Annotated in this window: 13 protein-coding genes; 7 read left to right on the top strand and 6 right to left on the bottom strand. The window is 70.1% G+C overall.

Annotated elements, in window-relative coordinates; all coding sequences use genetic code 11:
- Positions 1-152 precede the first annotated feature (152 nt).
- A complete protein-coding gene (locus AB0G28_RS48070) occupies positions 153-1,574 on the bottom strand; it encodes a hypothetical protein (protein WP_361105976.1) in 1,422 nt (473 codons plus the stop codon).
- A gap of 147 nt (positions 1,575-1,721) precedes the next feature.
- On the opposite strand from AB0G28_RS48070, the gene AB0G28_RS48065 reads away from it, so the two are divergent.
- The 3 genes from AB0G28_RS48065 (at position 1,722) to AB0G28_RS48055 (ending at position 3,589) form a co-directional block, all read left to right on the top strand.
- On the top strand, positions 1,722-2,246 hold the full coding sequence (locus tag AB0G28_RS48065) for an RNA polymerase sigma factor (protein WP_361105973.1): 525 nt from the start codon (positions 1,722-1,724) through the stop codon (positions 2,244-2,246).
- Positions 2,243-2,887 (top strand): Rieske (2Fe-2S) protein, encoded by a 645-nt coding sequence (locus AB0G28_RS48060; RefSeq protein ID WP_361105971.1) that lies wholly within the window; start codon positions 2,243-2,245, stop codon positions 2,885-2,887. Before AB0G28_RS48065 ends, AB0G28_RS48060 begins: the two co-directional genes overlap by 4 nt.
- 96 nt (positions 2,888-2,983) lie before the next feature.
- Entirely contained in the window at positions 2,984-3,589 is a 606-nt protein-coding gene (locus AB0G28_RS48055) for a Uma2 family endonuclease (protein ID WP_361105968.1), read from the top strand.
- 48 nt (positions 3,590-3,637) lie between these two features.
- On the opposite strand, the gene AB0G28_RS48050 is transcribed toward AB0G28_RS48055, so the two are convergent.
- From AB0G28_RS48050 to AB0G28_RS48040, 3 genes are read right to left on the bottom strand one after another with little or no spacing between them, the layout of a single operon-like run.
- On the bottom strand, positions 3,638-4,855 hold the full coding sequence (locus AB0G28_RS48050; protein WP_361105965.1) for an amidohydrolase: 1,218 nt from the start codon (positions 4,853-4,855) through the stop codon (positions 3,638-3,640).
- An 11-nt stretch (positions 4,856-4,866) separates the two neighbouring features.
- Positions 4,867-5,373, bottom strand: a complete 507-nt coding sequence (locus AB0G28_RS48045) for a GNAT family N-acetyltransferase (protein WP_361105963.1) — start codon at positions 5,371-5,373, stop codon at positions 4,867-4,869.
- Positions 5,340-6,245, bottom strand: coding sequence for an aldose 1-epimerase family protein (locus AB0G28_RS48040; protein ID WP_361105960.1), 906 nt, complete (start codon positions 6,243-6,245; stop codon positions 5,340-5,342). Before AB0G28_RS48040 ends, AB0G28_RS48045 begins: the two co-directional genes overlap by 34 nt.
- Positions 6,246-6,310: 65 nt before the next feature.
- Between AB0G28_RS48040 and AB0G28_RS48035 the strand changes: the two genes are divergently transcribed.
- The 4 genes from AB0G28_RS48035 to AB0G28_RS48020 are packed head-to-tail and all read left to right on the top strand — an operon-like array spanning position 6,311 to position 9,607.
- Positions 6,311-6,889, top strand: coding sequence for a TetR/AcrR family transcriptional regulator (locus AB0G28_RS48035; protein ID WP_361105957.1), 579 nt, complete (start codon positions 6,311-6,313; stop codon positions 6,887-6,889).
- Positions 6,889-7,725 (top strand): MBL fold metallo-hydrolase, encoded by an 837-nt coding sequence (locus AB0G28_RS48030; protein ID WP_361105954.1) that lies wholly within the window; start codon positions 6,889-6,891, stop codon positions 7,723-7,725. The genes AB0G28_RS48035 and AB0G28_RS48030 overlap by 1 nt, the downstream gene beginning before the upstream one ends.
- The gene (locus AB0G28_RS48025; RefSeq protein ID WP_361105951.1) at positions 7,722-8,546 is read left to right on the top strand and encodes an MBL fold metallo-hydrolase; all 825 of its coding nucleotides are present in this window, start codon (positions 7,722-7,724) and stop codon (positions 8,544-8,546) included. The genes AB0G28_RS48030 and AB0G28_RS48025 overlap by 4 nt, the downstream gene beginning before the upstream one ends.
- Positions 8,547-8,599: 53 nt before the next feature.
- Complete coding sequence (locus AB0G28_RS48020) at positions 8,600-9,607, top strand: hypothetical protein (RefSeq protein WP_361105948.1); 1,008 nt, start codon at positions 8,600-8,602, stop codon at positions 9,605-9,607.
- On the opposite strand, the gene AB0G28_RS48015 is transcribed toward AB0G28_RS48020, so the two are convergent.
- Both AB0G28_RS48015 and AB0G28_RS48010 read right to left on the bottom strand, forming a co-directional pair.
- Positions 9,608-10,153: a DUF3558 family protein gene (locus AB0G28_RS48015; RefSeq protein WP_361105945.1), complete on the bottom strand. Its 546-nt coding sequence runs from the start codon at positions 10,151-10,153 to the stop codon at positions 9,608-9,610.
- A 24-nt stretch (positions 10,154-10,177) separates the two neighbouring features.
- Positions 10,178-11,464, bottom strand: coding sequence for an MFS transporter (locus AB0G28_RS48010; RefSeq protein WP_361105941.1), 1,287 nt, complete (start codon positions 11,462-11,464; stop codon positions 10,178-10,180).
- Positions 11,465-11,594: the final 130 nt, after the last annotated feature.

The following is an 11,594-nucleotide window of genomic DNA, read 5'->3' as shown; positions in this document are numbered from 1 at the left end:
CTCCCCTCCTCTATCCTTTTTTTTCCGGGGGTGTTTGCTTATGTTTTATTGTTGTTGTTTCCCATCACTCCACCCCCCCCCCCCCCCCCCCCGCGGGGGGGGGGGGGGGGGGCCCCCCGCCCCCACCACGCCCACCCCTCAGCCGTGGATCGCTATCGGTTGTCGCCGTCCTGCGGGATCGACGCCGGGACCGACGGGCTCACCCGGGCGATGTCGCCGCTGAGCACCCACGCGCGCTGGCTGGGCGCGAAGCGCGGCGAGAGCAGTCCGTCGTTGATCTCCCGGCTGACCGCGACGCGGTTGTACGCGGTCGCGGGCAGGAACAGCCGGTCGTTCGACTGGCCGCCGTCGGACGTGCCTTCGAGGTCCGCCTCGACGGCGTCGACGATGCCGTCGTGGTTGGCGTCGACCCGGGCGACCTCGGCCGCGTAGGCGTCGAAGATCCGCTGGCTCAGGTCGTATTCGTACGGCTCGAAGGACGCGAGCCGCTCGTAGACGTCCAGCATGACTTCGTTGCCCAGCCCGCTCGGGACGAACCGCAGCCGCGTTTCCTTGTGGTCGTCGTTGTTCGGCATCGGGCGGTCCGGATCGTCCGGGCTGGTGTTGAGCAGCCGGTCCGGGTCACGCGGGATGTTCGGGTTGTCGCCGTCCACCTGCGGCTTGTTCTTGACGCCGGAGGGACCCGAGCCGGGCACGATCGACGACAGCGCCCCGATCCTGCCCTTTTCGAACGTGCCGGGAATCCCGCCGGTGTACGGGAGTTCGTAGGCCGGCGGCACCCAGTTGGTGTACTGGTTGAGTTCCCAGTACGAGTGCAGGTCGCTCTGCTGCGTCGCGTTGTAGGCGCCCAGCGACAACTGGATCGGCACGAGGTTGGACACCTTGTCCGGCCAGTGATCCTTCGCGGACGGCTCGTGGGGCGCCTTGCCGTCGACGGTGAAGACCGCGCCCGGCTTGTTGTGGTGGTCCCCGATCTTCGCCAGTGCCGAGGCGTCCGCCGCGGTGATCGTCCCGAAGGTGGCGTGCCCGTCGGAGCGCGGCGCCGCGACGTTCGGCACCGTGAGGTCGTGGATCATCCAGCCCTCGTACCACCCGGATTCGTTGTTGATGACGAACAGTCCGGAGATGTCGGTGAACATGTCCACGAACGAACCGGGGTCGTTCGGATCGGTCGGCAGCCCGGGTTTCGGTTCGACGACGACCCGGAGCCCGCCGAGCGTGGGCAGGTCGTGGTTCGGCCCGGTGGCCGTCGGCGCGACGCCGTCGTTGATCCCCGGAATGGTCGTCGTGAACACATTCGGTTGGAAATTCTTCGTGTCGAGCAGGTAGTACTGGAATAACTGGCTGGGCGACGACGCTTCCGAAAACGCCGTCATCGGCGGAAAGGTCGACGGACGGCCGGCCAGCAACGCGAGGCGGTCCTTCAACGGCTGTGGCAGGAAGCGGATGTCGCCCCGGTCGGTGAAGCCTCCCCCTTGCTGGGCAACGGCTTGTGCCCCGCCGGACAGAGCGGCGGTCGCCCCCAGCGTCAATGCCGCCGCCACCGCGGTCGCGGTCTTGCGCTTGCTCATCATGATTTGCTCCTCGCATGAACGGGCAGTCCCCGCGCTCGCCGGCGGCGCGGAGGAGAAATCAAGGTGGCCCCCTCGCCGAAAGGTATGCACCCGGGTTACATCGCGGGGTATCGTCGGGAACATCGGAGCTACGGATATGGAGTCCCGATGGAGGGGAAGTCCGAACCGGACTGGGAAACCGTTTACCGCGAGAATGTCGTCTGGGTTTACCGGCTGATGTTGAAAAAGGTGGGAAACTCCGCGGACGCCGAGGATCTCACCGGCGAGGTCTTCCTCGCGGTACTGAAACCGTTGCGCGCGAGCGCGACCACGGAGGAGGTGCGCGCGTACCTGCTGGCGACGGCCCGCACCGTCCTCGCCGCGCATTGGCGACGTCTGTTCGGCCGCGAGATCACCACGATCGGCCTCGACGAAACGACGGAAATACCGGACAGCGGCCATCGGACGACGAACGGTTCGGCGGCCGCGGCGACGGACCGGCGGGTCAGCGCAATTCTCGCCGAACTGCCCGAGCGCGCCCGGAAAGTCCTGCAATTACGATTCCTGGAGTCCTACTCGCTGCAGGACGCCGCCGACGAGCTGGGGGTCAGCCTGGCCAACGTCAAGGTGATCCAGCACCGGGCCCTGCGGCTCGCCGCCCAGGCGGCGGCCCGGATCGAGGAGCAGTCATGAACGACGTCGACCGCTTCGCCGACAGCCTCCTCGGGCAACGCACACCGGAGCCGTTCCGTCCGGACGACGACCAGGTGGCCCAGATGCGCGCGGCCATCGAGCTGCAGGCCGCCCGCATCGGAGCGGCGACCGCGCAACCGCCCGCGGCTTTCGTCACCCGGCTCGGGCAGGAGCTGGCCGCGGAGCTGACGCCGGACCGCCGTCCGACCCGCCGCCACGTGGTGCGGACGGCCGGGATCGCCGCCGCCTCCCTGGCGGCCGGCGTCGGGATCGACCGCCTGGTCCGCGGCCCGGCCGCGCCGCCGACGGACGAACCGGGCGAGTGGCGGACAGTGGCGGCGAGCAAGGACGTACCGGAAGGCGGCCTGCGCGAGTTCGAGCTGGACACGGTGACCGGCTTCGTCCAGCGCACCCCGGACGGCCTGCGCGCGGTGTCGTCGACGTGCACCCACCTGGGCTGCCGCCTGCGGCTGGCGAACCCCGAGCGTCAGCTGGTCTGCCCCTGCCACGGGGCGACCTTCGCGCTGACCGGCGAGATCCTGCACTACGACCTGCCGGTGGAGATCCCGCCGCTGCCGGTGTACGAGGCGCGGGAACAGGAGGGGGACATCCAGATCTACACGCCGTTCAAGCGGGCGTAGCCGATCGAGGGAAACTGTCACACGCTCGGTACAGATACGGTTACTCCCGGTTGCACCTGAGCCGTGAGACAATGCCGGGCGACGTGAGGAGACGCTGTGATTGCACTTCCCCAGCCGAGCCCTGCTCGCCGGTGGGAGATCCCCGATCACCTGCTGACGATCGAGGAATACGCGGCACTCGGTGAAACCGACACCGGTTTCACCGAACTTGTGGAGGGTCGCGTCGTGATGTCACCCAGTCCCATGTCCGAGCACAACATCGCGGTGTTCGAGTTGGGACAGCAGCTCGCCGGACAGTTGCCAGGTCACCTCCGCGTCGTACCCGAAACCGATGTGAACCTCGGTCTTGCCCCCTATGGCAGCCCCGGCTTCTCCCGTCGCCCCGACCTGATGATCGTCGAGAGAGCGGCAACTGCCCGTGCCCGTCGGGACCGCAACATGCTTCGAGCCGAAGAAGTGGCCATCGTCGTGGAAATCGTGTCGCCGGGCTCGAAACGGACCGACTACCACGTGAAGCACGACGAGTACGCCGACGCCCGGATCCCGCACTACTGGATCGTCGACATCACCGAGCCGGTCTCCCTCGTCGCCTGCCACCAAGCCGGCGAATTCGGGTACATGGACGCCGCAGCAGTCACCGGCACCTTCACCACCGACGTCCCGTTCCCGGTCAAGATCGACCTGAACGCCCTCCTCGACTGATCGGACGGCACGCCGGAACCGCCCGGTAACCGGCGTGCCGTCCGAAACTCAGCGAGCCTCGCGGTACCGCCGGTCCTTCGACACGCCCTCGCCCAGCGACTCGTCGAAGTGGTACACCTCGTCGCCCCGGACGAACACGCGCAGTGCCCGGTTCATCACGTCCAGCGGGTCGCCCGACCACAGCACCACGTCCGCGTCCAGCCCCGGCGTAAGAGAGCCGATCTGCCCGTCCAGACCCAGCATCGACGCCGGGTTGACGGTCAGCGCGCGCAGTGCCGTCGCCGGGTCGAGGCCGTCCTTCACCGCCAGGGCCGCCTGGTACACCAGGAAGTTGATCGGGATCACCGGGTGGTCCGTCGTGATCGCGATCCGCACGCCCGCGCGGGCCAGGATGCCCGCCGAGCGCAGCGTGCGGTTGCGCAGCTCCACCTTGGACTTCGTCGTGAACAGCGGGCCGAGGATGACCGGGACCTCGCGCGCGGCCAGCAGGTCCGCGATCAAGTGCCCTTCGGTGCCGTGGTTGATCACCAGTTTGTAGCCGAACTCGTCGGCCAGCCGGATGGCCGTCACGATGTCGTCCGCGCGGTGGACGTGCTGGTCCCAGTACAGCTCGCCGTCGAGGACCTTCGACAGCGTCTCCAGTGTCAGGTCCACCTCGTGCGGCTTGCCCTCGGACTCCGCGTGCGCGCGCTTCGCCTGGTAGTTGCGGGCCTTGGTGAACGCCTCGCGCAGGATCGCCGCGACCCCCAGCCGCGTCGACGGCGTCTGCTTCTTGTCCCCGTACACGCGCTTCGGGTTCTCGCCGAGCGCGCTCTTGACGCTGACCTGCTCCGCGAACGTCATGTCCAGGATGCTGCGGCCCCACGTCTTGACGCCGATCGTCTGGCCGCCGATCGGGTTGCCGGACCCCGGCTTGATGACGACGCTCGTCACGCCGCCCGCCAGCGCGTCGTCGAAGCCGGGTTCGTACGGGTCGATGCCGTCGACGGCGCGGAAGCGGGCGCCGTTCGGGTCGGTCATCTCGTTGGTGTCGTTGCCCGCCCAGCCTTCGCCGTCCTCGTGGACGCCGAGGTGGGCGTGGGCGTCGATGAAGCCGGGCAGCACCCAGGTGCCGGCCGCGTCGACCAGTTCGGCGTCCTCCGGGATGTCGACGTCGGCCTCGGTGCCGACCGCGACGATCTTCCCGTCGTCGATCAGGACCGTGCCGCCTTCGATGGGATCACCGTCGATGGGGACGACATAGCCCCCGACAATTGCCTTCGCCATAGTTCGCCACGCTAACGAACTGCCGCGGCCGGGTGCACACGGGCCTTCTCCAAGTGCACCAGCTCGTAGTCGTGCTCCGGGGTCCGGTGCGTCTCGCGGTAGCCGTGCTTCGCGTAGAGACGCAGCGGGCCCACGCTCTTCGAGCCCGTGAACAGCCGGAAGACCGTCACCGGCGGCGGGGCCGCGGCCTCGGCGACGCGCAGCAGCTCGCCACCGAACCCGTGGCCCTGCCGGTCCGGCGCGACGACCAGCCGGCCGATCGCCCCGACGTGCCCGGTCACCGCCAGCCGCACGGAGGCCACCAGCCTGCCGTTCTCCCGGAAGCCCCAGGAGAGGCACGACGCCAGCGCCGCTTGCGTCTCCTCGAGCGTTTCCAGCAGCGGCGGCAGGTCGAAGTCGGCGTACGCGCGTGCTTCGGAGACGTACGCGGCGCGTTGCAGCGTCAACGCTTCGCCCGCGTCAACGACGCTCAGGCGAAGCGGCTTCACGGGACCCGGATGCCCCAGCTGCCCGACCACGACGCCGACGGCTCGAGCTCGATCAGGTCGGTGCCGGTGTTGAGCGCGTCGGCCGGGCAGGTCATCGGCTCGATCGCGACGGCCCGGCCGCGCCCGATCAGGTCGTCCGGGGTGAACACCTGCGCCCAGCGGAAGTCCGGACCGGTCCAGACGAGCAGCCGCTGGTCGTCGTGGCTCAGGACGATGTGGTGCGTGCCGTCCTCGGCCGCCGCGAGACCGCCGAACGCCGTGTCGAGGTTGACGCCCGCCAGCCCGCGGCCGGCGCGGAAGTCGTACTCCGTGCCCTCGACGTCCTGCTCCGGCGCGTAGGGCATCTGCTCGTCGGGCCGGGACGGCCGGACGCGGCTCGCGGGCAGGGTGAGCGTCACCTCGTCGGTCGGGACGTCGCCGATCCGGAAGTACGGGTGCGTGCCGACGCCGACGCCGATCGGCTGCTCGCCCTCGTTGCGGATCTCGTGCGTGACGGTCAGTTCGCGCGGCGCCAGCTCGTAGGTGACGGTCGCACGCAGCGGCACCGGCCAGCCGGGCTGCACAGCGACGTCGACGGCCAGGGTGATCGACGACTCGGCGTGCTCCAGCAGCTCCCACTCGAGGTGGCGGGTCAGGCCGTGGATGGCGTTGCCGCGCGCCTCCTCGGTGATCTCGAGCTGCTGCTGCTCACCCTGGAACGTCCACTGGCCGCCCTTGGTCCGGTTCGGCCAGGGCAGCAGGATCTGCCCGGCGCCCATCGGCGGCTTCGCGTCTTCGGGGAACTCCTCGACGTACGGCACTCCGCCGACTTCGAACGCGCGCAGCCCGGCACCGATTTCGGTGACGACGGCGCGCGCGTTGCCGCGGGTGATCTCGAACTGCTGACCGGTCGGGTTGCCCATGGCACGACCTTACCGAGACACGAAATAACTAGACCGGTCGTCATAGTTTGCGCTACGGTCGTGTCATGGTTCGCCGCACCGACACGCGGCAGCGGATGCTCGACACCGCCGCCGACCTGTTCCAGACGCAGGGCTACCACGCCACCGGCCTCACCCAGCTGACGACGGCCGGGGGCGCGCCGAAGGGGTCGCTCTACTTCCACTTCCCCGGCGGCAAGGAGCAGCTCGCCGCCGAAGCCGTACGGCTCTCGAGCGAGCGCACCGGCGCCATGTTCGAAGCGATCCTGCGCGACGCTCCGGACGCCGCCACCGGGATCGACCGCGCCGTCGACGCGCTCGCGAATTTCCTGACGGAGTCCGACTTCCAGCGCGGTTGTCCACTTGCGACAGTCGCGCTCGACGCCGCCGCGGCGAGCGAGCCGATCCGCGAAGCCTGCGCGGAAGGATACGGCTCCTGGCACGACGTTCTCGCCGGATACCTTGTCCGGCAAGGATTGACCACCGAACGCGCCGAAGAACTGGCCACCGTCGTGCTCGCCGCGATCGAAGGCGGGCTGCTGCTGGCCCGCACCCGCCGCGACCTCGCGCCGCTGCGCGCCGTCGCCACCCACCTGCACACCACCCTCGACCGGGAGTTCTCCTGATGCGTGTCCACCACCTGAACTGCGGCACCCTGCGGCCGCTCGGCGGCAAGCTGATCGACGGCAGGCCGGGCCTGTTCCGGCGTGCCACGATGGTCTGCCACTGCCTGCTGCTCGAGACCGACACGGGTCTCGTCCTCATCGAGACCGGCATGGGCACGCCGGCCGCGGTCGACCGCGTCGCCTGGCTCGGCGCCGGCTTCGTCCGCCAGTCCAACCCGATGCCCGACCCCGATCAGACGGCGATCGCGCAGATCCGCGCGCTCGGCTTCGACCCGGCGGACGTCCGCGACATCGTGCTGACCCACCTCGACCTCGACCACGCCGGCGGCCTCATCGACTTCCCGTGGGCGCGGGTGCACGTCTACGCCGAAGAGCTGCGCGCGTTCACCGACCCGCGGGACGCCGGCGAACGCGGCCGCTACCGCCGCATCCAGTTCGCGCACGGTCCACAGTGGACGTCCTATGCGGACACCGGCGAGCCGTGGTTCGGTTTCGACGCCGTCCGGCAGCTCGACGGCCTGCCGCCGGAGATCCTGCTGGTCCCGCTCTCCGGGCACACGCGCGGGCACGCCGGGGTCGCCGTCGACACCGGCCACGGCTGGCTGCTCAACGCCGGCGACTCCTACTTCTTCCACGGCCAGGCCGACCCGGACGCACCGTACTGCCCGCCGGGCCTGAAGTGGTTCGAAGGCCACATGGAGACGGTGAAGGGTGCCCGGCTGGACAACCACCGGCGTCTGCGCCAGCTTGTTCAGGAGCACGGCGACGAGGTGACCGTCTTCGCCGCGCACGACGAGACCGAGTTCCTCCGGCTGAGCACCAGGAGCAGCGTATGAAGGTGCACCACCTGAACTGCGGGACGATGCGACCGGCCGGCGGCAAGCTGCTCGACGGCGAGCCCGGCCTGCTGCGGCGGGCGGAGCTGGTCGCCCACTGCCTGCTGATCGAGACCGGCGACAGCCTCGTGCTGGTCGACACCGGGTTCGGTGCCCAGGGCGTGGCGCGCCCGGGTGAATGGCTCGGCCGCCCGTTCATGGCGATGGTGGGCGCCCGGGTCCAGGCCGCCGAGACCGCCGTCGCGCAGATCAAGGCGCTCGGCCTCGACCCGGCCGACGTCCGGCACATCGTGATGACCCACCTCGACGTCGACCACGCGGGCGGGCTGGCCGACTTCCCGAACGCCGTCGTGCACGTCCGGGCCGAGGAGCACCGGGCCGCGACGGCACCGAAGAACGCGGCGGAGAAGAACCGCTACCGCGCGGCCCAGTTCGCGCACCGCCCGCTGTGGAGCACCTACGACGAGACGGGCGAGCCGTGGTTCGGCTTCGAGGCGGTCCGTTCGCTCAAGGGCCTGCCGGAGGAGATCCTGCTGGTCCCGCTCACGGGCCACACGCGCGGCCACACGGGCGTGGCGGTCGACACGGGCGACGGCTGGCTCCTGCACGCCGGCGACGCCTACTTCTTCCACGGCCAGCTGGACCTCGTCGCCCCGCACTGCCCGCCGGGCCTGACGGCGTTCCAGAACCTCGTCCAGACCGTGCGCGCGGCGAGGCTGGAGAACCTGGCGCGGCTGCACGAGCTGGCGCGGGAGCACCAGGACGAGGTCACGGTGTTTTCGGCGCACAGCCCGGTCGAGTTCGCCGCGTTGCGCCGCTGAGGGAACCGGATGATCTCCCGTCGCATCTGAGCCGCGACGAAGGAGGCTCAGCGGTGACGAAGAAGTGGTGGAGTGCGACCTTGCTCGGGGCGGTCGCGGTGCTGACGACGGCCTGCGGGAGCGGCACCCCGCCCACGCCGGCCGCCGCGGCAGCGGAAGCCGCGCCGCTCGATCTCTCCGGCGTCGTCCTGCTGCAGCACTCCGAGCAGACCGGCCTCGACGACGTCGTCTTCGCCGATCCCGCCACCGGCGCGGCGAAGACGACCCTGTCGCTGCCCGGGCACGACACGTCGCTGACCCGCTTCGACGGACCGGCCACCGAGCTGGACCTCGTCTCTCCCGACAGTCGGTTCGCGACGCTCGAAACCGATGAGGGCGTCGACGTGTTCAGGCTCAACGCCGCCGACCGGCGGTACGAACGCACCGGCACCGTGCCGGCTCCGGAGCGGACGATGAGCGAGCAGGCCTCGCGGTTCCGGAACCCCCGGTTCGGCCCGGTGGGCTCGAAGCTGTACTTCGACGACGGCAAGGCCGTGTACTCCGTCGACTACCGGCAGCTCGGGCAACCGGTCGAGGAGGCCGGCATCGTGCCGAGCGGCAGTTCCGACCAGCACGTCGAGGACTGGTGGCTCGGCGCGCGGGGCGAGGTGCTGACCTGGCGGGACGTCCGGCACGCCGGCGACCTGGCGTACCTGACCGACTCGTCGGGCGCGATCGCCTACGCCGTCTACGAAGAGCCCGGCGCCACCTACCAGTTCGTCACCGCGCTGGACGCGAAGACGGTGCTGATGTCCGCCGTCACCGGCTCGGACGAACACGGCGTGCTGATGCGCCTGACGCTCGACGGCGGGACAGCGCAGCTGACCAAGCTCGTCGAGAAGTCGGAGCCGAGGATCGCCAAGGTGGCGGCCGCGCCGGACCGGGCCACGGTGCTCTACGAGACCGCACAGGGCGAGTGGTTCACGTCACCGGTCACGCCCGGCGCGGTCGCGCGGCCCGCGCTCGGGCAGCTGCCGGCCGCCGGAACGCTGTCGGAACGGCAGCTCGTCGGCTGGGCGTGATCAGCGCGCCGCGAGCGCCTGCTTGACCAGCGGGGCCAGCTGGTCCGGCGTCATCTTCGCCGGGCCGGTGTAGTTGATCAGGACGGGCGTGCCCGACACCAGCTCGGCCGAGGCGAGCGTGGCGGTCTTCTGCTGGTCGACGTAGTAGACGGCGCCGTCCGGGAAGCCGGCGACGTCCTGCGCGCCTGCCTTCGCCTTCTTGATCGACGCGACCATCTCGGCGGGCTTGCCCTGCTTGCCCTCGTAGCGGGTCACCGCGAGGGCGCCCGCGGCCTTGCCGTTGAGCTGGTACTCGCAGCTGCGCGCCTTGCCGCCGTTGGCGGTGCTGTCCTGGGCCGGCCCCGGCACCGCCTTGAGACCCGGCACCGAAATCGCCTTCGACACGGCCTCGGCGGGCAGCATCGCGCAGGGGTCCAGCGAAGCGGCGGCGGCCTTGGAGCTGGGCGCGGGCTTCGGTGGGGCCGACGACGACGGCGCCGGTTTCTCACCCGACGAGCAGGCGGTCAACGCAGCAAAAGCGACAAAAGCGACAACCAAGGTACGCATGTCCGCACCCTAACCCGAACGGCCCTACGCCGTCGGGGCCCGGTACCGCCAGAAGGCCGGGAGCAGGAACATCGACGCGCAGACCAGCACGATCACGAGCAGGCCGCCGACGCTCGCGGCGGCGGCCGTCCCGAACGCGGCGGCGCCCCAGCCGTGGGTGAGGTCGGCGATCCGCGGACCACCGGCGACCACGACCGTGAAGACGCCTTGGAGCCGGCCGCGCATCTCGTCGGTGGTGGCGACCTGCAGGATCGCCATCCGGTAGACGGCGCTGACCATGTCGGCGGCGCCGGCCAGCGCCATGAAGACGACGGCGAGCCACAGCGAGTGCGCGAGTCCGAACGCGGCCACGGCGGCACCCCACGCGCAGATCGCGACGACGACGGCGACGCCCTGGCGGTGGATGCGCGTCAGCCAGCCGGAGAAGAGCCCGATCAGCATGGCGCCGGCGGGCAGGGCGGCGTAGAGCCAGCCGAGCGCGGGACCGCCGCCGGGCGGGTCGCCGAACGTGCGCTCGGCCATCTCGGGGATGAGGGCCCGCGGCATCCCGAAGACCATGGCGATGATGTCGGCGACGAAGGAGGCGAGCAGGATCTTCTGCCCGGCGAGGTACTTGAAGCCGTCGACGACATCGCGGACACCGGCGCGGCGCGACGGCCCGTTGAGCGGCGGAATCGACGGCAGCCGCCAGACGGCTGCGAGCGTGATCGTCAAGGCTATGACGTCGATCAGGTAGAGGGTGGAGAGACCGAGAACGGGGATCAGCGCACCGGCGAGCAGCGGTCCGAAGACGGCCCCGAAGGTGGACATGGTGGTGTTGAGGGCGTTCGCGGACGGAAGAAGTTCGGCGGGCACGAGCCGCGCGACGACGGCGCCACGGGTGGGCATGTTGATCGCGAAGAAGGCCTGGTTGACGGCGAGCAGGCCGAGCACGAGCCAGACGGACCCGAAGTGCGCGAAGGCCTGCAGCCAGAGCAGGGCGGAGGTGATGGCGACGCCGACGTTGGTGACGAAGAGCAGCTTCCGCCGATCGACGGCATCGGCGACAGCACCGCCCCAGAGCCCGAAGATCAGCAGCGGAACGAGCGCGACGAGCCCGGTGAGGCCGACGTAGGCGGAGGACCCGGTGAGGTCGAAGACCTGCTTGGGCACGGCGACGGCGGTCAGCTGGGTACCGACGGCGGTGACCACAGTGGACAGCCAGAGCCGCCGGAAGGCCGGGATTTTGAGCGGCCGGGTGTCGACGACGATGCGGCCGAGGAGTTTCCGAACACCCGAGCGGGGCGGCAAGGTCCCCGGTTCACCAGTCACGACAAACGAGCTTAGCCCGGCTAACTATCTCCGCGCAGGTGATTTACCTCGCCCGGACAGAAGCGCCCCAATGTGGCGTTGGTTGCGTCCAACGCACCGAACGCCACATTGGGTGCATCCAACGCACCCA

This window comes from Amycolatopsis sp. NPDC021455, assembly GCF_040640995.1.
In the GTDB taxonomy this organism is placed as follows: Bacteria; Actinomycetota; Actinomycetes; order Mycobacteriales; family Pseudonocardiaceae; genus Amycolatopsis.
This window is presented reverse-complemented; position numbering and strand designations above follow the sequence as displayed.

Coding starts and splice junctions, on each gene's coding strand:
- AB0G28_RS48070 (WP_361105976.1), bottom strand. CDS start 1,574: ATGATGAGCAAGCGCAAGACCGCGACCGCGGTGGCGGCGGCATTGACG.
- AB0G28_RS48065 (WP_361105973.1), top strand. CDS start 1,722: ATGGAGGGGAAGTCCGAACCGGACTGGGAAACCGTTTACCGCGAGAAT.
- AB0G28_RS48060 (WP_361105971.1), top strand. CDS start 2,243: ATGAACGACGTCGACCGCTTCGCCGACAGCCTCCTCGGGCAACGCACA.
- AB0G28_RS48050 (WP_361105965.1), bottom strand. CDS start 4,855: ATGGCGAAGGCAATTGTCGGGGGCTATGTCGTCCCCATCGACGGTGAT.
- AB0G28_RS48040 (WP_361105960.1), bottom strand. CDS start 6,245: ATGGGCAACCCGACCGGTCAGCAGTTCGAGATCACCCGCGGCAACGCG.
- AB0G28_RS48035 (WP_361105957.1), top strand. CDS start 6,311: ATGGTTCGCCGCACCGACACGCGGCAGCGGATGCTCGACACCGCCGCC.
- AB0G28_RS48030 (WP_361105954.1), top strand. CDS start 6,889: ATGCGTGTCCACCACCTGAACTGCGGCACCCTGCGGCCGCTCGGCGGC.
- AB0G28_RS48025 (WP_361105951.1), top strand. CDS start 7,722: ATGAAGGTGCACCACCTGAACTGCGGGACGATGCGACCGGCCGGCGGC.
- AB0G28_RS48015 (WP_361105945.1), bottom strand. CDS start 10,153: ATGCGTACCTTGGTTGTCGCTTTTGTCGCTTTTGCTGCGTTGACCGCC.